General features: G+C 72.3%; 21 protein-coding genes. 17 read left to right on the top strand and 4 right to left on the bottom strand.

Annotated elements, in window-relative coordinates:
- The first annotated feature begins 1 nt into the window (after nt 1).
- The 5 genes from mqnC to AB0D10_RS17960 all read left to right on the top strand — a co-directional run bounded on the left by mqnC (nt 2) and on the right by AB0D10_RS17960 (nt 5,471).
- Nucleotides 2–1,222 carry a cyclic dehypoxanthinyl futalosine synthase gene (mqnC, locus tag AB0D10_RS17980; RefSeq protein WP_360257069.1) on the top strand — a complete coding sequence of 407 codons (1,221 nt, stop codon included), beginning with the start codon at nt 2–4 and terminating at the stop codon, nt 1,220–1,222.
- A gap of 219 nt (nt 1,223–1,441) precedes the next feature.
- Entirely contained in the window at nt 1,442–2,104 is a 663-nt protein-coding gene (locus AB0D10_RS17975; RefSeq protein WP_360257290.1) for a hypothetical protein, read from the top strand.
- Between the two features lie 391 nt (nt 2,105–2,495).
- A complete protein-coding gene (locus AB0D10_RS17970) occupies nt 2,496–3,083 on the top strand; it encodes a hypothetical protein (protein WP_360257066.1) in 588 nt (195 codons plus the stop codon).
- Nucleotides 3,084–3,287: 204 nt separating this feature from the next.
- The gene (locus tag AB0D10_RS17965; protein ID WP_360257063.1) at nt 3,288–3,983 is read left to right on the top strand and encodes a demethylmenaquinone methyltransferase; all 696 of its coding nucleotides are present in this window, start codon (nt 3,288–3,290) and stop codon (nt 3,981–3,983) included.
- A gap of 177 nt (nt 3,984–4,160) precedes the next feature.
- A complete protein-coding gene (locus AB0D10_RS17960; protein ID WP_360257061.1) occupies nt 4,161–5,471 on the top strand; it encodes a geranylgeranyl reductase family protein in 1,311 nt (436 codons plus the stop codon).
- 21 nt (nt 5,472–5,492) lie between these two features.
- Here AB0D10_RS17960 and AB0D10_RS17955 read toward each other — a convergent pair whose 3' ends face one another.
- The 3 genes from AB0D10_RS17955 to AB0D10_RS17945 all read right to left on the bottom strand — a co-directional run bounded on the left by AB0D10_RS17955 (nt 5,493) and on the right by AB0D10_RS17945 (nt 7,715).
- Nucleotides 5,493–5,918 (bottom strand): MazG-like family protein, encoded by a 426-nt coding sequence (locus tag AB0D10_RS17955; protein ID WP_360257059.1) that lies wholly within the window; start codon nt 5,916–5,918, stop codon nt 5,493–5,495.
- 178 nt (nt 5,919–6,096) lie between these two features.
- Nucleotides 6,097–6,810: a peptidylprolyl isomerase gene (locus tag AB0D10_RS17950; RefSeq protein WP_360257056.1), complete on the bottom strand. Its 714-nt coding sequence runs from the start codon at nt 6,808–6,810 to the stop codon at nt 6,097–6,099.
- A 257-nt stretch (nt 6,811–7,067) separates the two neighbouring features.
- Nucleotides 7,068–7,715 carry a TetR/AcrR family transcriptional regulator gene (locus tag AB0D10_RS17945; protein WP_360257054.1) on the bottom strand — a complete coding sequence of 216 codons (648 nt, stop codon included), beginning with the start codon at nt 7,713–7,715 and terminating at the stop codon, nt 7,068–7,070.
- A gap of 94 nt (nt 7,716–7,809) precedes the next feature.
- Here AB0D10_RS17945 and AB0D10_RS17940 point away from each other — a divergent pair, with 94 nt between their 5' ends.
- Both AB0D10_RS17940 and AB0D10_RS17935 read left to right on the top strand, forming a co-directional pair.
- Nucleotides 7,810–8,475 carry a CatB-related O-acetyltransferase gene (locus AB0D10_RS17940; protein ID WP_360257051.1) on the top strand — a complete coding sequence of 222 codons (666 nt, stop codon included), beginning with the start codon at nt 7,810–7,812 and terminating at the stop codon, nt 8,473–8,475.
- A 174-nt stretch (nt 8,476–8,649) separates the two neighbouring features.
- On the top strand, nt 8,650–9,645 hold the full coding sequence (locus tag AB0D10_RS17935; RefSeq protein WP_360257049.1) for a DMT family transporter: 996 nt from the start codon (nt 8,650–8,652) through the stop codon (nt 9,643–9,645).
- Nucleotides 9,646–9,658: 13 nt separating this feature from the next.
- Here AB0D10_RS17935 and AB0D10_RS17930 read toward each other — a convergent pair whose 3' ends face one another.
- A complete protein-coding gene (locus AB0D10_RS17930; protein ID WP_360257046.1) occupies nt 9,659–10,249 on the bottom strand; it encodes a hypothetical protein in 591 nt (196 codons plus the stop codon).
- A gap of 190 nt (nt 10,250–10,439) precedes the next feature.
- On the opposite strand from AB0D10_RS17930, the gene AB0D10_RS17925 reads away from it, so the two are divergent.
- The 10 genes from AB0D10_RS17925 (at nt 10,440) to nuoH (ending at nt 22,264) form a co-directional block, all read left to right on the top strand.
- Entirely contained in the window at nt 10,440–11,639 is a 1,200-nt protein-coding gene (locus tag AB0D10_RS17925) for a histidine kinase (RefSeq protein WP_360257044.1), read from the top strand.
- Nucleotides 11,636–12,331, top strand: coding sequence for a response regulator transcription factor (locus AB0D10_RS17920; RefSeq protein ID WP_360257042.1), 696 nt, complete (start codon nt 11,636–11,638; stop codon nt 12,329–12,331). The genes AB0D10_RS17925 and AB0D10_RS17920 overlap by 4 nt, the downstream gene beginning before the upstream one ends.
- 726 nt (nt 12,332–13,057) lie before the next feature.
- Nucleotides 13,058–13,417, top strand: a complete 360-nt coding sequence (locus tag AB0D10_RS17915) for an NADH-quinone oxidoreductase subunit A (RefSeq protein WP_030060100.1) — start codon at nt 13,058–13,060, stop codon at nt 13,415–13,417.
- Between the two features lie 123 nt (nt 13,418–13,540).
- Complete coding sequence (locus tag AB0D10_RS17910; RefSeq protein ID WP_360257040.1) at nt 13,541–14,095, top strand: NADH-quinone oxidoreductase subunit B family protein; 555 nt, start codon at nt 13,541–13,543, stop codon at nt 14,093–14,095.
- Nucleotides 14,092–14,805, top strand: a complete 714-nt coding sequence (locus AB0D10_RS17905; protein ID WP_360257038.1) for an NADH-quinone oxidoreductase subunit C — start codon at nt 14,092–14,094, stop codon at nt 14,803–14,805. The genes AB0D10_RS17910 and AB0D10_RS17905 overlap by 4 nt, the downstream gene beginning before the upstream one ends.
- Nucleotides 14,805–16,157, top strand: a complete 1,353-nt coding sequence (locus tag AB0D10_RS17900) for an NADH-quinone oxidoreductase subunit D (protein ID WP_360257036.1) — start codon at nt 14,805–14,807, stop codon at nt 16,155–16,157. The genes AB0D10_RS17905 and AB0D10_RS17900 overlap by 1 nt, the downstream gene beginning before the upstream one ends.
- Entirely contained in the window at nt 16,154–17,059 is a 906-nt protein-coding gene (gene nuoE, locus AB0D10_RS17895; RefSeq protein ID WP_360257034.1) for an NADH-quinone oxidoreductase subunit NuoE, read from the top strand. Before AB0D10_RS17900 ends, nuoE begins: the two co-directional genes overlap by 4 nt.
- On the top strand, nt 17,059–18,420 hold the full coding sequence (gene nuoF / locus AB0D10_RS17890; RefSeq protein ID WP_360257031.1) for an NADH-quinone oxidoreductase subunit NuoF: 1,362 nt from the start codon (nt 17,059–17,061) through the stop codon (nt 18,418–18,420). The genes nuoE and nuoF overlap by 1 nt, the downstream gene beginning before the upstream one ends.
- 2 nt (nt 18,421–18,422) lie before the next feature.
- Nucleotides 18,423–20,936: an NADH-quinone oxidoreductase subunit G gene (locus AB0D10_RS17885; RefSeq protein WP_360257029.1), complete on the top strand. Its 2,514-nt coding sequence runs from the start codon at nt 18,423–18,425 to the stop codon at nt 20,934–20,936.
- On the top strand, nt 20,933–22,264 hold the full coding sequence (nuoH, locus tag AB0D10_RS17880; protein WP_360257027.1) for an NADH-quinone oxidoreductase subunit NuoH: 1,332 nt from the start codon (nt 20,933–20,935) through the stop codon (nt 22,262–22,264). Before AB0D10_RS17885 ends, nuoH begins: the two co-directional genes overlap by 4 nt.

Here is a 22,264-nt window from a genome sequence, read left to right as displayed (position 1 = left end):
GGTGACCGAGCTCGCAGCGACCACCCTCGATGCGTCCAGCACCGACCTGCGGGCCGTGCTCGACCGGGCCGCCGCCGGCGGCCGGATCACTCCGGAGGAGGCGCTGGAGCTCTACCGCTCCGCGCCGCTGCACGCGCTCGGCTCCGCCGCCGACGCGGTGCGCCGCCGCCGCTACGCCGGTACCGAGCACATCGCGACGTACATCATCGAGCGGAACATCAACTACACCAACGTCTGCGTGACGGCGTGCAAGTTCTGCGCCTTCTACGTGCCGCCGAAGAGCGACAAGGGCTGGTCCCGCGAACTCGACGAGATCCTGCGCCGCTGCGCAGAGACGGTCGAGCTGGGCGGCACCCAGATCATGTTCCAGGGCGGCCACCACCCGGACTACGGCGTGGAGTACTACGAGCGCGCGTTCTCGGCGATCAAGGCCGACTTCCCGCAGCTGGTGATCCACTCGCTGGGCGCCTCCGAGGTCGAGCACATGTCCCGGATCTCGGGGGTCTCCATCGAGGAGGCCATCACCCGGATCCACAAGGCGGGCCTGGACTCCTTCGCCGGCGCCGGCGCCGAACTGCTCCCGGAGCGCCCGCGCAAGGCGATCGCCCCGCTCAAGGAGTCCGGCGAGCGCTGGCTGGAGATCATGGAGGCCGCGCACGGCCTCGGCGTGGAGTCCACCTCCACCATGCTGATGGGCACCGGCGAGACCAACGCCGAGCGGATCGAGCACCTGCGCATGATCCGCGACGTGCAGGACCGCACCGGCGGCTTCCGGGCCTTCATCCCGTACACCTACCAGCCGCAGAACAACCACCTCAAGGGCTCGACCCAGGCCACCGTCTTCGAGTACCTGCGGATGATCGCCATCGCCCGCCTGTTCCTCGACAACATCGCCCACATCCAGGGCTCCTGGCTCACCACCGGCAAGGAGGCGGGCCAGCTGTCGCTGCACTACGGCGCGGACGACCTCGGCTCGGTCATGCTGGAGGAGAACGTCGTCTCGGCGGCCGGCGCCAAGCACCGCTCCAACCTCACCGAGCTGATCCACCTGATCCGGGCCGCCGACCGCGTCCCGGCGCAGCGCTCGACCACGTACGAGCACCTGCGGGTGCTGGACGACCCGGCGAACGACCCGGTCGACCCGCGGGTCGCCTCGCACATCGCCTCCACGGCGATCGAGGGCGGCACGGCGCACCCCGAGCTGAAGATCCTGGACAACTGAGGCTCCCTGGCGTGCGCGGGGCCCCCGCGTTCGTGAGGGTCCCTGCGTGCGCGGGCCTCCCTGCGTTCGTGAGGGCCCCGCGTTCGTGAGGGTCCCTGCGTTGTTCGGGGGATCCCCGGGCTCGTGATGATCCCGGACGAGTGAGGGTCCCGGGCAGCCGAGGATCCCGGACGAGTGAGGACACCACCCGCCGTGCTGACCCTGCACCGGGCCGCCTTCGTGCTGCCCGACCCGGCCGACCCGACCGCCCCGTCCTTCGCGGACGGGGCGGTGGTGGTGCGCGGCGAACGCGTCGAGGCGGTCGGACCGTACCGGGAACTGGCGGCCGCGCACCCGGACGCGCGGGTGCGGGACTGGGGCTCGGCGGTGCTCGCCCCCGGGCTGTGCAACCCGTACGGGCACCGGCTGTTGGAGCGGGCTTACCACCCGGACCCGCGGGAGGAGATCGGCGTCGAGCCGGTGGCCGACGGACTGGCCGGATCGACGGACGAGGCGCGGTGCGGGGCGAGTGCGCGGCGCGGGCTGCAGCGGATGCTCGGGTTCGGGGTGACGGCGGTGGCCGGTCCGTTCGCGCGTCCCTCGGTGCGGACGGCGGTGGGGCGGTCGGGAGTTGTCGAGGTGCCGGTCCGGCCGGGCGGTGCGGACGTCGCGGGCGTTCCGGACGGCACGGGTGCTGCGGGTGTTTCTGGTGCTGCGGGCGGGGGGTCGTTGGACCCGCTGGCCGTGCTGCCCTTTGCGGAGGCCGTGCACGGGCGGGTGGCGGTCGGCGGACGGGCGGACTTCGCGGTGTTCCCGGCCGCGGGGGAGGGGCGTGCCGAGCCGGTGGCGGGCGGGTGCCTGGCCACGGTGCTGGGCGGGAGGCTGGTGTACCGGCGGCGCTGAACGGGCCGGTGACGGTTCCGTGGGGGTCCCACGGGGAGCCCGTGGGGGGCCGGTGGGGGGGGCCGGTGGGGGCCGGCCGGAGGGCGGCGGGGAGCCCGCGGGCCCGGCCCGGGTCCGGTGGCGGACCGGTGGCGGACCGGAGGTCGTCCGGCGACGCCAGTGTGACGTACTCGTCAGTAGCCGGATTCCCTTTCGGCGCACGGGACTTCCTTCGCGTACACCCGAACTCTGCTGCCGGTGGCGGGGGATGATTGTCCCTTCGCCGTGACCTGAGGGCCCGCCAGCGGATACGATCCCGGACAGCTCGATCCGTACCCTCACCACACCACCGCCCGTGCCCGCGGGCGGCGGGGCCCGTCCCCGGCCCCGACGGCAAGCCAGGACAGGAACCATGCAAACCGCGACCGTTCCCCCGCCGCGCGTCCCGCGGTTGGGCCGTGGTTGGTACCTCGCTGCCGTGCTCAGCGCCGTGCTGGCCGTCGGCATGTGCCTGCTCGGCTGGCGTCAGGCCGACCAGGCCGACCGGATCGCGGCGCACCCGGTGAGAGTCGAGGGCACCGTCACCCAGCTCCCGACCGGCGGCGGCACCTACAGCTCCGTCAGCTACCAGGTCGGCGGCCAGCCGCACACTGCGGCCGCGCTGCCCCTCGCGGACGGCACCAAGCTCGGTGACGCGATCTGCCTGGAACACGCCGCCGACGACGCGGGCGCGGTGCGGATCTGCGGCGACACCTACCCGCAACCCGTCGGCGTGGGCCTGGCCCGGTTCAGCGTGCCGGTCGCCGTGGTGCTCTTCGCGGTCTGCGTGCTGCGCATCTGGCGTCACCGCAGGGCGGTCGCGGTCCGCGCCGGACAGGGGCGGCTGGCCGCCAACCTCGCGATGGCGACGGAAGCGCTGGCCGACGGGATGCCCGCGATCACCCACGGCAAGCGCTCCCGCCGCAAGCGCCGGGCGGGCGGGCGGCGCGGCCAGCACTGAGGGGCCGCTCCCGTCCCCGGGGGCCGGGGCGACCCGTCGGCGCATCCCGGGCGAGGCCGGGGTGCGTCCGGTGTCGAGCCGCTGTTCGGTCCGGTGCGGAGCCCGGTGGTGCGCCCCGTGGTGCGGGCCGTCGCGGAGTCCGGCGTGCGGCGCATCGTGCGCCCCGTTGGTCGGGGAGTCCGGGCGAGGGTGAACAATGGGGGCGTGACCCGAGCCTCTCTGGACAAGCAGCCGCACGAAGTCGCCGCCATGTTCGACGACGTCGCGGCGAACTACGACCGCACCAACGACGTGCTCTCCCTCGGCCAGGCCCGCGCCTGGCGCCGGGCGGTGGCCGAGGCCGTGGCCGCCGGACCGGGGGACCTCGTGCTCGACCTCGGGGCCGGCACCGGCACCTCCTCGCTGCCCTTCGCCGAGGCCGGGGCCCAGGTCGTCCCGTGCGACTTCTCGGTCGGCATGCTCGCCGAGGGCAAGGCCCGTCACCCCGAGCTGGCGCTCACCGCGGGGGACGCCACCCGGCTGCCGTTCGCGGACGGCACCTTCGACTCGGTGACGATCTCCTTCGCGCTGCGCAACGTCCAGGACACCGACGCGGCGCTGAGCGAGATGCTGCGGGTCACCAAGCCCGGCGGCAAGCTGGTGATCTGCGAGTTCTCCACGCCGACCTGGACGCCGTTCCGGACGGTCTACACCGAGTATCTGATGCGCGCGCTGCCGCCGGTCGCCACGGCCGTCAGCAGCAACCCGGAGGCGTACGTCTACCTCGCCGAGTCCATCCGGGCCTGGCCGGACCAGCCGGGGCTGGCCGCCAAGCTGCAGGAGAACGGCTGGTCGAAGGTCGCCTGGCGGAACCTCACCGGCGGGATCGTCGCGCTGCACCGGGCGTACAAGACCGCGTAGACGGTGCGGGCGGTGCGGGTCACCCGGCGGACCGGGCGGACCGGCGGGCGGGTGCCGGGCGGGCGGTCGGGCGGGTGACCGGGCGGGGACGCGGGCATTTCCGGCGGCGTGAGCGGAACTAGACTGCCGAAGACAAAAGCCGCCGTCCCCCCGCCGCAGCTCCAGGAGTGTGTCCACGTGTCCGAGACCGCAGCCGATCTGACGAAGCCGGACAGCCCGGTGGAGAGCACGGCCGACGTCATCGTGGTCGGCGCGGGCCCGGCCGGTGCCACCACGGCGTACTACCTGGCCCAGGCCGGGCTGGACGTGCTGCTGCTGGAGAAGACCGCCTTCCCGCGGGAGAAGGTCTGCGGCGACGGCCTCACCCCGCGCGCCACCAAGCAACTGGTGGACATGGGCATCGACGTCTCCACCGAGAACGGCTGGCTGCACAACAAGGGCCTGCGGATCATCGGCGGCGGCGTCCGGCTGGAGCTGGACTGGCCCGAGCTGTCCTCCTTCCCCGACTACGGCCTGGTTCGCAAGCGCGCTGACTTCGACGAGCTGCTGGCCCGTCAGGCCGAGAAGGCCGGCGCCCGCCTCTACGAGCGCTGCAACGTCAGCGGGCCGGTCCTGGACGAGCGCACCGGCCGGATCGTCGGCGTCACCGCCAAGCTCGGCGAGGAGAAGCGGCCGGTCACCTTCCGCGCCCCGCTGGTCGTCGCCGCCGACGGCAACTCGACCCGGCTCTCCCTCGCCATGGGCCTGCACCGGCGCGAGGACCGCCCGATGGGCGTCGCCTACCGCACCTACTTCAACTCCCCGCGCCACGACGACGACTACCTGGAGTCCTGGCTGGAGCTGTGGGACACCCGCGGCGGTCAGCGCAAGCTGCTGCCCGGCTACGGGTGGGTCTTCGGCATGGGCGACGGCACCTCCAACGTGGGCCTCGGCATCCTCAACTCCTCGCCGGCCTTCGGCGAACTGGACTGGCGCGACGTGCTCAAGGCCTGGTGCGCCGGCATGCCGGAGGAATGGGGCTACACCCCCGACAACATGACCGAGCCGATCCGCGGCGCCGCGCTGCCGATGGCCTTCAACCGGCAGCCGCACTACACCCGCGGCCTGCTGCTCGTCGGCGACGCGGGCGGCATGGTCAACCCGTTCAACGGCGAGGGCATCGCCTACGCGATGGAATCCGGCCAGATCGCCGCCGGCGTCATCGTGCAGGCCCTCGCCCGGGTCACCGACGGGGGCCGGGAACGCGCCCTCCAGGCCTACCCGCGCATCCTCAAGGACGTGTACGGCGGCTACTACACGCTGGGCCGCGCCTTCGTGAAGCTCATCGGCAACCCGAAGGTGATGCAGCTGGCGGCCCAGCACGGCCTGCCCCGGCCGCTGCTGATGCGCTTCACCCTCAAGCTGCTCGCCAACCTGACCGACCCGCAGGGCGGCGACGCGATGGACCGCGTCATCAACGGCCTCACCCGGGTCGCGCCGAACGCCTAGGTCTGTCCGGCCGCACAGGACCTAGTCCGGAGCCCCTTCCGACTCCACCGCAGCAGTCTCCGCGGCAGGCTCCTCCGGCCGCTGCCCGGCCTGCTCCTCCGCCGCCTCCCGGCGTCCGTCGACCGGACGCCGGGAGGCGGCGGAGCGCTGTTCGACGTAGGCGAGGCGGTCGGCGAAGACCCGGGCCGCGTCGGGGGTGAGCGTCCGCAGCGCCACCAGGGCGGAGAAGACGACGTCGCAGAGCTCGTGCTGGACGTCCTCCCAGCTGTGGGTCACCCCCTTGCGCGGATTCTGGCCGGTGGCGCCGACCACGGCCGCGCCGACCTCGCCGACCTCCTCGGAGAGCTTGAGGATCCGCAGCAGCCGCTCCTCCCGGGGCGACAGCGTGCTCTCCGTGTCCAGCCATGCGACCAGGTGGTCGACGCTCTCCCAGATCCGGCTGTCCATGCGGCGTTGCTCCCTGCGGTGTGGTCGGTGTTGCCACGGTACGGGAGCGGCACGGCGGGCGGGCGGGCTCGGTCGGTGGCTGGTCGGTCGCTGGCCGGCTGGTGGCTGGCCGGTTGGTGGCTGGTTGGTGGCTGGTTGGTTGGTGGGCCGGGTCGCCGTGGCTGCCCGGCCCGGTCGGTCAGCGGGTGCTGATCTTCACGTTGCGGATGTTCACGGGCAGGTTGGGGAAGCCGTCACCGGGGTTGTTCTGGTCGTCCTCGCCGGCTGCGGCGATCTTCTGCAGGACGTCCAGGCCCGCCGTGATCCGGCCGAACGGGGTGTAGGCGGGGGAGAGCTTGGTGTCCTTCCAGACGAAGAAGAACTGGCTGCCGTTGGTGTTCGGACCGGCGTTGGCCATGGCCACGGTGCCGGCCGGGTAGGTGGCGCCGGTCAGGTTCTCGTCCGGGAAGGAGTAGCCGGGCCCGCCGCTGCCCGTCCCGGTCGGGTCGCCGCACTGCAGGACGTAGATCCGCTGGGTGGTGAGGCGGTGGCAGTGGCTGCGGTCGAAGTAGTCGTGCTCGGCGAGGAAGCGGAACGAGAAGGTGGTGCAGGGAGCCTTGTCGGTCAGTGCCTCGAAGGTGATCGCGCCCTGGCCGGTCCGCAGCGTCGCGCGGTAGGGCTTGGCCGCCTTCTTGGCGTCGAAGACCGGGATGCCCTTGAAGTTGTCCGCCGGTACGGCCGGTGTGTAGGTGCAGCTTGCGGTGGGGGTGGCGGCCGCGGGGGCGGAGGTGTCCGCGACGGCGGTGCCGGTGCTCGCCACGAGCGGGAGGACGGTGGCGGCGGCGACCAGCGCCCAGTGCGTGCGCTTCACGTGACGGGCCTTCCGGGGGGTGGTGGACGGCTGGATTGTCATGGAGGAATCATCCACGGCCGGGTGGGGATGCGATAGGGGGCGGGACGGCCGTGGCCCGCGGGGCGCGGGTGTGTGATGGTCGGTCAGATGTGCTCCGGGGGAGGGGTTTCGGGTGGGGCCGGCGGTCCGGGTGTTCCCGTCTGGCTGTCGGCCCTGTCGTGCTCGGTGGTCCTGTCGTGCTCGGCGGTGTCGTGCCGCGCTCGTGTTACGGATGTTGCCGGTTTGCCGGTGGGGCTGGAGTTGCCGGGGTGGTGGGACTACTCGATGGGGTGCTCCTCGGTGGGGGCGAAGAGTCCGGCGCGGGCGGCCAGGGCGGCGGCGTCGGCGGCCCGTTCGGCGCTGCGGGCGTCCAGTGGCTCCCCGGAGACGAACAGGCGGTAGTAGAGCGGGGCGGTGGCAGCCCGGACCACCTCGGCGCCGTCCGTTCCGACGGGCAACTCGCCCCGGGTGATGGCCCGTTCGGCCACCTCGGCGGCCTGCCGATGGCGGGCCGCGAAGAAGTCGCGCAGGGCGGCCGCGCCGGCGTCGGAGCGCTGGGCGGCGGAGATCAGCGCGGTGGGGGTGGGGCCCAGCTCCGGGTCGGTGAAGACGCCGAACACTTCCTGGGTGATCCGTCGGAGGTCCTGTCGGAGGTCGCCGGTGTCGGGCAGGGGCCACGGCTGATCGGCGGAGGCGGTCAGGGCGTCGGCGACGAGTCCGTCCACACTGCCCCAGCGCCGGTAGAGCGTCGCCTTGTGGACGCCGGAGCGGATGGCGACCGCCTCGACGGTGAGGCCGTCGTAGCCCTTCTCGGTGACCTCGGCCAGCGTGGCGGCGACGACGTCCGCCCGGACCCGTGCGCTGCGGCCCCCGGGTCGCGGGGTCGGGGTGTGAGGCGGCTGCTCGGGGTGGGCGGCTCCGGTCAAAGTCGACTCCAGTCGCGTTAAGGCTTGCTGCAGGGGTGGCGGTCGTGCCATGCTCATCATAATGCGACTTCAGTCGCATTTCGAGAGGAGTCCTGTGACCGCCACCGTCGTTCCCGATCCCACCGTGCTCCACCCGCTGGCCGGCCACGACCGGGTCGTGCTGCTGCGGTCGCTCGTCACCGATCCACGGATCGAGGTCGGCGAGTACACCTACTTCGACGACCCCGAGGGTGCCACCCGCTTCGAGGAGCGCAACGTCCTCTACGCGTACGGCCCCGAGCGGCTGGTGATCGGCAAGTACTGTGCGATCGCCACCGGGACCCGCTTCCTGATGGCCGGTGCGGCCCACCCGACCATCGGTGTCTCCACCTTCCCCTTCACGATGTTCGGCGGCAGCTGGACCGACCGGACCCTCGACATCGTCACCGGCCTGCCCAGCCGGGGAGACACCGTGATCGGCAGCGACGTCTGGTTCGGTTTCGGGGCCACCGTCCTGCCCGGCGTCCGGATCGGCCACGGCGCGATCATCGCGGCCGGTGCGGTGGTCACTGCCGACGTCGAGCCCTATACCGTCGTCGGAGGGAACCCCGCCCGCCCGATCCGGCGCCGCTTCGACGAGGCCGACACCGGGCGCCTGCTCCGCGCCGCCTGGTGGGACTGGCCGATCGAGCTCGTCACGGAACACGTCCGGGTGATCATGTCCGGAGCCCCGGCCGACATCGAGTCGATCGCCGCCGCGAACGGCCTGCTCGACCGCTGACCATCCGGTGGCTGGAACAGCATTGATCACCGGCGGCCGGTGCGCGAGGATGGCGCCCCCTCGTTCCACGCCGCTCCCCGTCCACTGCCCGGCCTCCCGCCCGGCTCCCGGGTCCGTCCGACGCCGTACGGTCCTCACGCCCGCAGGTTCCGTTCGCCCGGAGGGATCCTCGTCATGCCCGCCTCCCTGTCCAAGGACTCGACCTCGTCGGTCCTTCGCGATCTCCCGGTGCTGCTTGTGGCGGTGGTGTGGGGGTCGAGCTTCCTCGCCGTCCAACGGGTGGCCGAGCCGGGGACGGTCGTGGCGATGCTCGTCCTGCGCTTCGGGTTGGTGCTGCCGCTACTCGGGGTGGTCGCCTGGCGGGCGCTGCGGAGACTGAGCCCCGCCGAGTGGCTGGGCGGCGCAGCACTGGGGCTGGTGCTCAGCGGGATCTTCCTGCTGGAGACCTACGGCGCCGTGCACACCTCCGCGACCAACGCCGGGCTGATCATCAGCCTCGCGATGGTGCTCACCCCGCTCGGTGAGAGCGCCCTCGGCCGGACCGCGCCACCGCGGGCCTTCCTGGCGGCCGCCGGCCTGGCCGTTCTAGGCGTCGCCCTGCTCACCGGCGACGGCGGACTGCGGGCCCCCTCGCTCGGCGACCTGCTGGTGCTGGGTGCCGCCCTCGTCCGCTCCGCGTACGTTCTCGCCGTGGCCCGCACCCGGGCCCTTCGCGACACCGACATGCTGGCCGTGACCTGGGTGCAACTCGCTGTGGCCACCGGTGTGTTCGCCGTCGTCGCGCTCTCCGTGGGGCCGGCGCCGTGGACCGTCGCCCGCTCGTACGGGCCCGGCCAGTGGGCCTGGTTGCTGCACTTGTCCTTGTTCTGCACGCTCTTCGCCTTCTTCGTCCAGATGTGGGCGGTGCGGGCGACCTCGCCCTCGCGGGTGAGCCTGCTGCTCGGCACCGAGCCGCTGTGGGCCGCCGTCTTCGGGATCACCCTGGCCGGGAACCGGATGGGCCCGCTCGCCCTGCTCGGTGCGGCCCTGGTGCTGGTCGCGACCGAGTGGGGCCGCCGTACCGCTCCCGTGTTCCGTCCGGCCGGGGACGGGCACGGGGAGGAGATGGACGCCGCGGTGGATGCGGACGAGCGCGCCGGCGAGCAGCGGAGGGAACCGGCCTCGGCGTGATCCGTCGGTGTCGTCACCGGCGCCGCCGCAGTGTCCGGCGGGCGTAGTCGATGGTGACCGCCCCGAGTAGCGGGCCCCAGGCGACCAGCGGCAGGTAGGCGCCGGTCATCACCAGGGCGGCGAAGCCACGCGGCGAATCCGGTTCGGCCAGGTTGCGCGCCCAGCCGCCGAACAGCGCCCCCGTGCCGAGGACGGTGAGTATCATCGAGCCCAGCAGGGCCGGGACGACCGCGACGAGCGGCCGGACCCGGCGGCCGCCGATCAGCGGGATCCAGCGGGGCGCCACCAGCCCCCAGGGTCGGACCAGGCCGAGGGTCAGGAAGGCCAGCGCCTCGGTCAGGGCGCTCAGCACCACGCAGTAGACGGTGCCCCACCCTGGCTGGTGCGCGCCGTACGCCGCGGCCGTCGCGCCGGTGAAGCCGACCGGGACGCCGAAGCCGAAGGCGATCCGCCACACCCCCGAGGGGACGGTGCTCAGGGCCGCGGCCCTGGCGGCCAGCCGGGCCCAGCGCGGCGCCGGCGGGACGTCCGGGACGGTCGCGCCCGCCGCCCCGGACGCGTCCCGGTGGGCGGTGGTGCGGGCGTTGATCATGAGCGTCGACACGGCGGACTCCTCTCGGCCCGGCCCCATCGGCCGGTGCGATGGCTCAAGACTGGACGCCCACCAGGGGCTCGCGGCAGTGCCGATCGGGCTGTTTCCGCTGCTCAACCGGCCTGTGAAATATGCCGATCGGCACAGGCGCGCCGTCCTTCCCGCGTCGTAATGTGACGGCAGTCGACGAGAGGTGGTGACGATGACTCAGATCCTGGCGCTGGTGGTCCCGGCCCTGCTGCTGCCGGCCTGGACGGCCCGTCGGCGGCACGGGACGGCTGCCGTGACGACCGGGCTCGGCGCGGTGTCGGTGGCGGTCTCGCTCGCTGTCCGGTTCGCCGGCCACTGGACGGAGGCGGCCCGCTGGACGGGGCTGGTCGGTCTGGCCGAACTGGCCGCGCTGCTGCTGGCGGTGGTCCTCAGCCTGCGTGCGGAGGACGGTCCGCGGAGCGCTGCGGCGGCCTGGACGGCCTGCGGAGCGGTCGCGCTCTGGCCGTCCCGGTTCGACGGGCCCGCCGACGTGCTCACCCTCTTCGGGTTCGGATCGATCCTGTCCCTGCCGACCGTGCTGATCGGGCTCTACCTGAGGGGCCTGGACGACGGCAGGGCCCGCGCGGTGGCCGAGGCCCGTCGGACCCAGCGGCTCGAACTGGCCCACGACCTGCACGACTTCGTGGCACACGACGTCAGTGGCATGGTCGCCCAGGCCCAGGCCGGGGCGTACCTGGCCGCCATCGACCCGACACGGGCGGCCGAGCTGTTCGAGCGGATAGAGCAGGCCGGGCAGCGGGCCCTGGCCTCGCTGGACCGGACCGTGCAGCTGCTGCGCAGCGAGGAGGCCGCGAACCGCAGTCCGCAGCCGGGTCTCGCCGAACTCGCACAGGTCGCCGAGCAGTTCACCGCCGCCGGTGGCGCCGCGGTCCGGTTGGAGCTGCCGGACGGGCCGGTGCCGCGGGAGGTGGCGGGCACCGTCCACCGGATCGCGGTCGAGTGCCTGACGAACGTCCGCCGGCACGCTCCGGCCGCGCGGACGGTCGAGGTCCGGGCCCGCCGCAGCGGCGGACAGCTGGAGTTGACCGTGACCGACGACGGCGGGGCGCCGGCCCCGGGCGGGCGGCCGCGGCGGGGCGGCGGGAGCGGGCTCACGGGGCTCGCGGCCCGGGTGGAGGCCCTCGGCGGCTCGTTGGTAGCCGGTCCGTACGAGCGAGAGGGCTGGCGGGTGATGGCGGTGCTGCCGCTGGACGCGGCCGCCGGTGGGCCACAGGAATCCGGGCCACAGGAATCCGGGCCACAGCGATCCGGGCCGCAGGGTTCCGAACCACCGGGGGCCGAGTCGGCGCGATCCGGCCGGGAACGATCGGAGGAGCCGACGCGGGTCGGCACCGGGGAGGTACGGGGATGAGCGGTGGTACGGGTCCGGTCCGGATCCTGATCGCGGACGACCAGGCGGACGTCCGCAGTGCGTTCCGGATGATCCTGGACGTCCAACCGGACATGACGGTGGTGGCCGAGGCGGCGGACGGCGCCGCGGCGGTGGAGGAAGCGAGGAGGCTGCGGCCGGACGTGGTGCTGGCGGACATCCGGATGCCGAGGCTCGACGGTCTGGAGGTCACCAGGCAACTGTCCGGCCAGTGCAAGGTGATCGTGGTGACCACCTTCGACCTGGACGAGTACGTGCACACGGCGCTGCGGCACGGTGCGGCGGGGTTCCTGCTGAAGCGCTCGGGGCCGGTGCTGCTGATCGAGGCGGTCCGGGCGGCGATGGCCGGAGACGCATTGATCAGCCCGCAGGTCACGGTGCGGCTCCTTCGGCACATGGCCCTTCCGGGGGCGGAGCCGAAGCCCGGGCCGCTCCCCGGTGCACAGACGTCGGGGCCGCTGACGGCGGGGCCAGTGGAGGAACTGACCGCGCGGGAACGGGAGATCGCCGAGCAGGTGGCCGACGGGGCGACCAACGCCGAGATCGGCGCGGGCCTCTTCATCTCACCGGGAACGGTGAAGAACCACCTCGCCAGCATTCAGCGCAAGCTCGGTGCCCGTAACCGGGTGGGCATCGCGGCCTGGGTGTGGGAGCAGGCGGCCGGCAACCGGTAATCGGGACCCCTACGCACCCACGACCGGGCTACGCACCCACGACCGGAACAGAACGGAACAGCCCTCGTGGCAGCGGCCGCAGGAGCGCGGCCTCGCCCCCGCCCCCGCCCCCGGCATGCGCGTGGGCAAGCGCAGGAGTCCGCGCACAGCCACGCACGCACAGCTACGTACGCACGCACGCAAAGCCACGCACGCACAGCCGCGCACAGCCGCGCACAGGCTGGCACGCCCGGAGCCCGACGGGGGAGTCGCAGGGCGGTCGGGAAGCCGGAGCGGAACCCCACTCGACACCCACCCCGCGCGCTTGTGAACGAAGGGTCAAGCGAGCGTTCGGACCCCCGCCACCCCTCCGGGTGAGCCGCTATAACACGTCAACATTGCGCCTCGAAATTTGCTTGCTCCGGCGCATAGTTGATATAGGAATACGCCCCTGACCAGCTGCTTCACAAGTAAATGCGACTGGTTGTGATCATTTGACTCCTTTGCGTCGACAAAACTGGGCATGTTCACATTCGCCACCATTCACATGGTGTCGTAGATCACAAAGATCGCGGTGAACTGCGTGTCGCAGATCACAAGCCGACGGGCATAGGATGCGCTCGTTCCAGGCTTTGTGAACTGCCTCACATGAGGTGGATCCCGGGAACCGGAACGCGGGTTCACCTCAGCGTGACCTGCCGGTTCCGATCTGCAGTCAAGGACGACTGGACGGAGGGAGCGGGGGCTATGAATGCCTACGCGCCGATCCTCGTACTCGGTGCCATCGCGGCGGCGTTCGCGGTCGGCTCCGTCGTGATGGCCTCGCTGACCGGCCCCAAGCGCTACAACCGGGCCAAGTTGGAGGCGTACGAGTGCGGCATCGAGCCGACCCCGCAGCCCGTGGGCGGCGGTCGGTTCCCGATCAAGTACTACCTGACGGCGATGCTCTTCATCGTCTTCGACATCGAGATCGTCTTCCTCTACCCCTGGGCGGTGACCTTCGACGCCCTGGGGATCTTCGGGTTGGTCGAGATGCTGCTCTTCATCGCCACCGTCTTCGTCGCGTACGCCTACGTCTGGCGCCGCGGCGGCCTGGAGTGGGACTGAGTTCAGCGGGACCGACCCCCGGAGCGGGACTGAGCGCGGGGTGGCCGCCGCCCTTGTGAACGAGCGGACAAGCCCGAACGGGCCGGACGTACCAGAGGACTTGAGGGCATTGAGAGGGATCTGATGGGAATCGAGGAGAAGCTGCCGAGCGGCTTTCTGCTCACGACCGTGGAGACGGCCGCCGGCTGGGTGCGCAAGTCGTCACTCTTCCCGGCCACCTTCGGTCTGGCCTGCTGCGCGATCGAGATGATGACCACCGGTGCCGGTCGTTACGACCTGGCCCGGTTCGGCATGGAGGTCTTCCGGGGCTCCCCCCGGCAGGCCGACCTGATGATCGTGGCGGGCCGGGTGAGTCAGAAGATGGCACCGGTACTGCGCCAGGTGTACGACCAGATGCCCAACCCCAAGTGGGTGATCTCGATGGGCGTCTGCGCCTCCTCCGGCGGGATGTTCAACAACTACGCGATCGTGCAGGGCGTCGACCACATCGTCCCGGTGGACATCTACCTGCCCGGCTGTCCGCCCCGTCCGGAGATGCTGATGGACGCGATCCTGAAGCTGCACGACAAGATCCAGCACGAGCCGCTGGGCGTGAACCGGCGCCGGGCCGAGGAGCTCGGCGAGGCGCTCGCCCTGCAGGCCACCCCGATCAGCGAGATGCGGGGGCAGCTGCGATGAACGAGCAGGTTCCCGAGACCCGCCGCGAGCGGCCGGTCCGCGAGATCCCGGTCGAGGTGGTCGGCCGCCGCCAAGGCATGTTCGGTGCGAAGGGCAGCGGTGACACCTCCGGCTTCGGCGGTCTGGCGGCGCCGGTGGTGCTGCCCGGTCCGAGCGAACGGCCCTACGGCGGTTGGTTCGACGAGGTCGCCGACGAGCTGGAGGGCGCCTTGGAGGAGCAGGGCCTGGACCCGGCGGAGGTGATCGAGAAGACCGTGGTCGACCGCGGCGAGCTCACCTTCCACGTCGACCGCGCCCACCTGTTGAGGACCGTCCGCGTCCTGCGCGACGACCCGGCGCTGCGCTTCGAGCTGTGCCTGGGCGTGAGCGGCGTGCACTACCCGGACGACAAGGGCCGCGAGTTGCACGCGGTCTACCACCTGCGCTCGATCACCCACGGCCGGCTGGTCCGGCTGGAGGTCACCGCGCCCGACGCGGACCCGCGCGTCCCGTCCGTGGTGAGCGTCTACCCGACCAACGACTGGCACGAGCGCGAGGCCTACGACTTCTTCGGCCTGGTCTTCGACGGTCACCCGGCGCTCACCCGGATCATGATGCCGGACGACTGGCTGGGCCACCCGCAGCGCAAGGACTACCCGCTCGGCGGCATCCCCGTCGAGTACAAGGGCGCCCAGATCCCGGCTCCCGACCAGCGGAGGTCGTACAGCTGATGAACACTCAGCACCACGAGGAGGCCCGCGGGGAAGCCGCGGAGGCGGACGCCCGCGAGACCACCGAGGGCCGGGTCTTCACCGTCACCGGTGGCGACTGGGGCGAGGTGGTCGAGGCGGTCGGCCGGGCCGACGACGAGCGCATCATCGTCAACATGGGTCCCCAGCACCCGTCCACGCACGGCGTGCTGCGGTTGATCCTGGAGATCGACGGCGAGACGGTGAAGGAGGCCCGCTGCGGCATCGGCTACCTCCACACCGGCATCGAGAAGAACATGGAGTTCCGCAGCTGGGTCCAGGGCACCACCTTCGTGACCCGCATGGACTACCTGACCCCGCTGTTCAACGAGACCGCCTACTGCCTCGCGGTCGAGAAGCTGCTCGGCATCACCGACGACGTCCCGGAGCGGGCCGTCGTCATCCGCGTGATGATGATGGAGCTCAACCGGATCGCCTCGCACCTGGTCTGCCTGGCCACCGGTGGCATGGAGATCGGCTCCACCACCCTGATGATCTACGGCTTCCGGGATCGCGAGCTGATCCTGGACGTCTTCGAGCTGGTCACCGGCCTGCGCATGAACCACGCGTACGTGCGCCCGGGCGGCCTCGCCCAGGACCTGCCGCCCGGCGCCGTCGACCAGATCCGCGAGGCGGTCAAGGTCTTCCGCTCCCGAATGCACGAGTACGACAAACTCGCCACCGGGAACCCGGTGTTCAAGGCCCGCCTGGTCGATGTCGGCTTCCTGGACCTGCCCGGCTGCCTGGCCCTCGGCGCCACCGGCCCGATCCTGCGGGCCACCGGCCTGCCGCACGACCTGCGCAAGTCGGACCCGTACTGCGGCTACGAGGACTACGACTTCGAGGTCGCGATCGCTGACAGCGCCGACTCCTACGGCCGGTTCCTGATCCGGCTGGAGGAGATGAAGCAGTCGCTGCGGATCGTGGAGCAGTGCCTGGACCGGCTGCGCCCGGGCCCGGTCATGGTGGCCGACAAGAAGATCGCCTGGCCCGCCCAGCTGGCCGTCGGCCCGGACGGGATGGGCAACTCCCTCGACCACATCCGCAAGATCATGGGCACCTCGATGGAGGCCCTGATCCACCACTTCAAGCTGGTCACCGAGGGCTTCCGGGTCCCGGTCGGCCAGGCGTACGCGGCGGTCGAGTCGCCCAAGGGCGAGCTGGGCGTGCACGTGGTCAGCGACGGCGGGACGCGCCCGTACCGGGTCCACTTCCGGGACCCGTCGTTCACCAATCTGCAGACGATGGCGGCGATGTGCGAGGGCGGCCAGGTGGCCGACGTGATCGTCGCGGTGGCCGGGATCGACCCGGTGATGGGAGGCGTGGACCGGTGAGCAACGTCGAACTCGGACTGCCGGCGCTGCCGGCCGCACCGTACCCCGAGGAGGTGCGCGCCCGGCTGGCCGCCGATGCCGCCGAGCTGATCGCCCGCTACCCGCAGGCCCGTTCGGCCCTGCTGCCGCTGCTGCACCTGGTTCAGGCCGAGGAGGGCTTCGTCAGCCCGACCGGGATCCGGTTCTGCGCCGAGCAGTTGGACCTCACCACCGCGGAGGTCACGGCCGTCGCGACCTTCTACACCATGTACCGGCGCCGCCCGGCCGGGAAGTACCACGTCGGGGTCTGCACCAACACCCTGTGCGCGGTGCTCGGCGGTGACCAGATCTTCGCCGAGCTCCAGGAACACCTGGGGGTGCGCAACAACGAGACCACCGAGGACGGCGAGGTCTCGATCGAGCACATCGAGTGCAACGCGGCCTGCGACTACGCGCCCGTGGTGATGGTCAACTGGGAGTTCTTCGACAACCAGACCCCGGAGAGCGCCCGGCAGCTGGTCGACGACCTGCGCGCGGGCCGCGAGGTCCGGCCCACCCGGGGTGCCCGGCTGTGCGACTTCAAGGAGACCGCCCGGATCCTGGCCGGCTTCCCGGACGAGCGCCCGGGCGCCAACGACGAGTCCGGCGCCGGCGGCGCGCCCTCCCTGGCCGGACTGCGGCTGGCCCGCGGCGAGGCCCTGCCCGGCACCCCCGGAGCCCGGGTGGTCTCACCCCGCCCCGAGCCGCCCCGCAACGACGCGGCCCGCGCCGAAGCACCGCAGACCGAAGCGCCCCGCACCGACGCACCGCAGACCGACGCGCCCCGCACCGAATCACCGCAGACCGACGCACCCCGCACCGACGCACCGCAGACCGAAGCGCCCCGCACCGAGGGCACCGGCCAGGAAGGGAGCGAGGCGTGATGACCTCCGCCGAGCCGGCCGAGAAGCTGCTCACCCCCGTCCTGTCCGACCCCTGGGACGACAGCCGCCCCTGGACGCTCGACACCTACCGCCGCCACCACGGCTACGAGGGCCTCAAGGCGGCTCTCGCCATGCCCCCGGACGACGTGATCGCCCTGGTCAAGGACTCCGGTCTGCGCGGCCGCGGCGGCGCCGGCTTCCCCACCGGCATGAAGTGGCAGTTCATCCCGCAGAACGACGGCAAGCCGCACTACCTGGTGGTCAACGCGGACGAGTCCGAGCCGGGCACCTGCAAGGACATCCCGCTGCTGTTCGCCAATCCGCACTCCCTCATCGAGGGGATGATCATCGCCTCCTACGCGATCCGCTGCGACCACGCCTTCGTCTACCTGCGCGGCGAGGTCGTCCCGGTGCTGCGTCGGCTGCACGCGGCCGTGGCGGAGGCCTACGCGGCGGGTCTGCTCGGCCGGAACATCCTCGGTTCCGGCGTCGACCTCGACATCACGGTGCACGCCGGCGCCGGCGCGTACATCTGCGGCGAGGAGACGGCGCTGCTGGACTCGTTGGAGGGCCGCCGCGGCCAGCCCCGACTGAGGCCCCCGTTCCCGGCGATCGCCGGCCTGTACGCCTGCCCGACGGTGGTCAACAACGTCGAGTCGATCGCCTCGGTGCCGCCGATCCTGGCTCGCGGCAAGGAGTGGTTCAAGGGCCTGGGCACCGAGAAGTCCCCCGGTTTCACGCTGTACTCGCTCTCCGGCCACGTCACCAACCCCGGCCAGTACGAGGCCCCGCTGGGCGTCACCCTGCGCCAGCTGCTCGACCTCAGCGGCGGCATCCGTGCCGGGCACCGGCTGAAGTTCTGGACCCCGGGCGGCTCCTCCACGCCGATGTTCACCGACGAGCACCTCGACGTCCCGCTGGACTACGAGGGTGTCGGCGCGGCCGGCTCGATGCTCGGCACCAAGGCGCTCCAGGTCTTCGACGAGACCACCTGCGTGGTGCGGGCGGTGACCCGGTGGACGGAGTTCTACGCCCACGAGTCCTGCGGCAAGTGCACCCCCTGCCGGGAGGGCACCTACTGGCTGGTCCAGCTGCTTCAGCGGGTCGAGGCCGGCGAGGGCGTCGAGGGGGACCTGGAGAAGCTCCTCGACATCGCCGACAACATCAACGGCAAGTCCTTCTGCGCGCTGGGCGACGGTGCGGCGAGCCCGATCGTCTCCTCGCTCCAGCACTTCCGGGCCGAGTACGAGCAGCACCTGGCCGAGCGCCGCTGCCCGTTCGACCCGGCAGCCTCCACCGTCTGGGCCGACGGCCCCCGCCCCGGCCACCAGCCCGCCACCGAAAGGGAGGTGCACGCGTGACGATGACAGAGCCAACCGCCTCCACGGGAGAGAAGCCCGCGGTCGAACTGGTCACGCTCACCATCGACGGCGTCGAAGTGCAGGTCCCGAAGGGGACGTTGGTGATCCGCGCGGCCGAGGCCGTCGGCACCCAGATCCCGCGCTTCTGCGACCACCCGCTGCTCGACCCGGCCGGCGCCTGCCGCCAGTGCATCGTCGAGGTCGAGGGCCAGCGCAAGCCGGTCGCGTCCTGCACGATCCCGGTGGCGGAGGGCATGGTGGTGCGCACCCAGCTCAGCTCGCCGGTGGCCGAGAAGGCGCAGCGCGGCGTGATGGAGCTGCTGCTGATCAACCACCCGCTGGACTGCCCGGTCTGCGACAAGGGCGGCGAGTGCCCGCTGCAGAACCAGGCGATGTCCAGCGGCGCCGCCGACTCCCGCTTCGAGGGGATGAAGCGCACCTACGAGAAGCCGGTGTCGATCAGCAGCCAGGTGCTGCTGGACCGCGAGCGCTGCGTGCTGTGCGCGCGGTGTACCCGCTTCTCGCAGCAGATCGCGGGGGACCCGTTCATCGACCTGGTGGAGCGCGGGGCGCTGCAGCAGGTCGGCACTGGCGAGGGGGACGACTTCGCGTCGTACTTCTCCGGGAACACCATCCAGATCTGCCCGGTGGGCGCGCTGACCTCGGCGGCCTACCGGTTCCGCTCGCGCCCCTTCGACCTGGTCTCCTCGCCGAGCGTGTGCGAGCACTGCTCGGCGGGCTGCGCGCAGCGCACCGACCACCGGCGCGGCAAGGTGCTGCGCCGGCTGGCGGGCGAGGACCCGGCGGTGAACGAGGAGTGGAACTGCGACAAGGGCCGCTTCGCCTTCCGCTACGCCCAGCAGCGGGACCGGCTGACCACCCCGCTGGTGCGGGTGGACGGTGAGCTGGTGCCGGCCTCCTGGCCGGAGGCGCTGGCGAGGGCCGCCGGGGGTCTGCGCGGGTCCCGGACGGGCGTGCTGACCGGTGGCCGGGTGACGGTCGAGGACGCGTACGCGTACGCCAAGTTCGCGCGGGTGGTGCTGGGCACCAACGACGTGGACTTCCGGGCCCGCCCGCACAGCGGCGAGGAGGCCGACTTCCTGGCCGCGGCGGTCGCCGGGCGCGGCGTGGACGTGGACGGCTCGGGCGTGACGTACGAGCGGCTGGAGCAGGCGCCGGCGGTGCTGCTGGCGGGTTTCGAGCCGGAGGAGGAGTCGCCGATCGTCTTCCTGCGGCTGCGCAAGGCGGTCCGCGGCCGCGGCCAGAAGGTGTACTCGGTGGCCGCGTTCGGTTCCCGGGGCCTGGCGAAGCTGCGCGGCGCGCTGCTGCCGGCCGCGCCGGGCACCGAGCCGGAGTGGTTCGCGGCGCTGGCGGCGGACGAGCCGCTGAACGACGAGGCGGGCCGGGCGGCCGAGCTGCTGCGCACGCCGGGTGCGGTGATCCTGGCGGGCGAGCGGCTGGCCGCGGTGCCGGGCGCGCTGACGGCGGTGCTGCGGCTGGCGCATGCGACCGGCGCCCGGCTGGCGTGGGTGCCGCGCCGGGCGGGTGAGCGCGGAGCCGTGGAGGCCGGCGCGCTGCCGGGGCTGCTGCCCGGTGGCCGTCCGGTGGCCGCTGCGGCGGCGCGGGCCGAAGCGGCCGCGGCGTGGGGAGTGGCGGAGCTGCCGTCCGGGCCGGGCCGGGACACCGACGGGATCCTGGCGGCGGCCGCGCGGGGCGAGCTGGAGGCGCTGCTGGTCGGCGGCGTGGATCCGGACGACCTGCAGGACCCGGCGCTGGCCGACGAGGCGCTGGCGGCGGTCCCCTTCGTGGTGTCGCTGGAGCTGCGGCCCTCGGCGGTGACGGCGCGCGCGGACGTGGTGCTGCCGGTGGCGGCGGTGGCAGAGAAGGCCGGCACCTTCCTGGACTGGGAGGGCCGGGTGCGGATGTTCGAGTCGGCGCTCAAGCCGGACCAGCAGATGGGCCGTCACCTGCAGTCCGATCTGCGGGTGCTGAGCATGCTGGCGGACGCGCTGGGCCACCGGCTGGGCCTGCCCGACGTCCGGGCGGCGCGGCTGGAGCTGGACGGCTTCACCCCCTGGGAGGGCGACCGTCCGGTGGACCCGGCGGCGCATCCGGGTCTGTTGCCGCGACCGGCCACCGGCCAGGCGGTGCTGGCGGGTTGGCGCATGCTGCTGGACGGCGGCGTGCTGCAGCAGGGTGATCCGCACCTGGCGGGCACCCGGCACCGGGCGGTGGCCCGGATTTCCGCCGAGACGGCGAAGGAGGTCGGCGCGGAGGCGGCCGCCGCGCTGCGGCTGACCGGCCCGGCGGGCTCGCTGACCCTGCCGCTGGAGGTCACCGACTCGATCCCGGACCGCACGGTCTGGATCCCGTTCAATTCCACGCCGGGCGGCGCCCACCGCGCGCTCGGCACCACGGTCGGCCACCTGGTCACGATCGCCGCGGCCGAGGCCGCGCCCGAGCCGGCGGCGCAGGCCCCGGCCGAGGCGGCCGCGGCCGTAGGGGAGGACCGATGACGACTCCGCAGCCGTACGAGACGCTCCAGTTCTTCGGCCAGGACCCGTGGTGGCTGGTCCTGCTGAAGGCGGTGTTCTGCTTCGCCTTCCTGGTCCTGACGGTGCTGATCGCGATCGTCTGGGAGCGCAAGGTGGTGGCCTGGATGCAGTTGCGCATCGGGCCGAACCGGCACGGGCCGTGGGGCCTGCTGCAGTCGCTGGCGGACGGCGTGAAGCTGGCGCTGAAGGAAGACCTGGTGGTCACGGGCTCGGACAAGGTGGTCTACATCCTGGCCCCGATCGTCTGTGCCATCCCGGCGTTCATGGCCTTCGCGGTGATCCCGTTCGGCCCGGCCGGCGACGAGGTGTCGATCTTCGGCACCCGGACGCCGCTGCAGCTGACCGACTTCCCGGTGGCGCTGCTGTACATCCTGGCGACGGCCTCGGTGGGCATCTACGGCATCGTGCTGGCGGGCTGGTCCTCCGGTTCGACGTACCCGCTGCTGGGCGGGCTGCGTTCGTCCGCGCAGATGATCAGCTACGAGATCGCGATGGGTCTGTCCTTCGCGGCGGTGTTCATCTACTCGGGTTCGATGTCGACCTCGGAGATCGTGGCGCACCAGCAGCCGACCTGGTTCGCGGCGCTGCTGCCGGTGTCGTTCATCGTCTACGTCATCGCGATGGTGGGGGAGACCAACCGGGCGCCGTTCGACCTCCCGGAGGCCGAGGGCGAGCTGGTCGGCGGCTTCAACACCGAGTACTCCTCGCTGAAGTTCGCGATGTTCATGCTGGCCGAGTACGTGAACATGGTGACGGTCTCGGCGGTGGCCGCGACGCTCTTCCTGGGCGGCTGGCGGGCCCCGTGGCCGGTGTCGACCTTCTGGGAGGGCGCCAACCACGGCTGGTGGCCGATGCTGTGGATCACGCTGAAGATCCAGCTGCTGTTGTTCTTCTTCATCTGGCTGCGCGGCACGCTGCCCCGGTTGCGCTACGACCAGTTCATGAAGCTGGGCTGGAAGGTGCTGATCCCGGTCTCGCTGGTCTGGCTGGTGCTGATCGCGAGCGTGCGGGCGCTGCGCAACGAGGGCTACGGCTTCGGCGAGGTGGTGCTGTACGTGGGTGCCCCGGTCGGGGCGGTGCTGCTGCTGGCGCTGGTGCGGGACTTCCTGAGGAAGCAGCCGGAGGAGGAACAGGCGCCCCCGAAGGGCGAATTCGATCCGATGGAGGGCGGCTATCCGGTCCCGCCGTTGCCGGGTCAGGTGCTCCCGCCGGTGCCGCGCCGGCGCAGCCGCGCCCCGAAGCAACTCCAGGACGCCCTCAACGGGGCCGACCATTCCGAAGGGAGCTGA

This window comes from Kitasatospora sp. NPDC048545, assembly GCF_040651155.1.
Lineage (GTDB): Bacteria > Actinomycetota > Actinomycetes > Streptomycetales > Streptomycetaceae > Kitasatospora.
The sequence above is the reverse complement of the archived record's forward strand: the minus strand, read 5'-3'. Positions and strand labels throughout refer to the sequence as shown.

What these genes read in the sequence shown, in the direction of transcription:
- AB0D10_RS17885 (WP_360257029.1), top strand. Translation starts at nt 18,423, where the DNA reads ATGACAGAGCCAACCGCCTCCACGGGAGAGAAGCCCGCGGTCGAACTG.
- AB0D10_RS17950 (WP_360257056.1), bottom strand. Translation starts at nt 6,810, where the DNA reads ATGACAATCCAGCCGTCCACCACCCCCCGGAAGGCCCGTCACGTGAAG.
- nuoH (WP_360257027.1), top strand. Translation starts at nt 20,933, where the DNA reads ATGACGACTCCGCAGCCGTACGAGACGCTCCAGTTCTTCGGCCAGGAC.
- AB0D10_RS17900 (WP_360257036.1), top strand. Translation starts at nt 14,805, where the DNA reads ATGAACACTCAGCACCACGAGGAGGCCCGCGGGGAAGCCGCGGAGGCG.
- AB0D10_RS17910 (WP_360257040.1), top strand. Translation starts at nt 13,541, where the DNA reads ATGGGAATCGAGGAGAAGCTGCCGAGCGGCTTTCTGCTCACGACCGTG.
- AB0D10_RS17915 (WP_030060100.1), top strand. Translation starts at nt 13,058, where the DNA reads ATGAATGCCTACGCGCCGATCCTCGTACTCGGTGCCATCGCGGCGGCG.
- AB0D10_RS17970 (WP_360257066.1), top strand. Translation starts at nt 2,496, where the DNA reads ATGCAAACCGCGACCGTTCCCCCGCCGCGCGTCCCGCGGTTGGGCCGT.
- AB0D10_RS17955 (WP_360257059.1), bottom strand. Translation starts at nt 5,918, where the DNA reads ATGGACAGCCGGATCTGGGAGAGCGTCGACCACCTGGTCGCATGGCTG.
- AB0D10_RS17905 (WP_360257038.1), top strand. Translation starts at nt 14,092, where the DNA reads ATGAACGAGCAGGTTCCCGAGACCCGCCGCGAGCGGCCGGTCCGCGAG.
- AB0D10_RS17935 (WP_360257049.1), top strand. Translation starts at nt 8,650, where the DNA reads ATGCCCGCCTCCCTGTCCAAGGACTCGACCTCGTCGGTCCTTCGCGAT.
- AB0D10_RS17920 (WP_360257042.1), top strand. Translation starts at nt 11,636, where the DNA reads ATGAGCGGTGGTACGGGTCCGGTCCGGATCCTGATCGCGGACGACCAG.
- nuoF (WP_360257031.1), top strand. Translation starts at nt 17,059, where the DNA reads ATGACCTCCGCCGAGCCGGCCGAGAAGCTGCTCACCCCCGTCCTGTCC.
- AB0D10_RS17925 (WP_360257044.1), top strand. Translation starts at nt 10,440, where the DNA reads ATGACTCAGATCCTGGCGCTGGTGGTCCCGGCCCTGCTGCTGCCGGCC.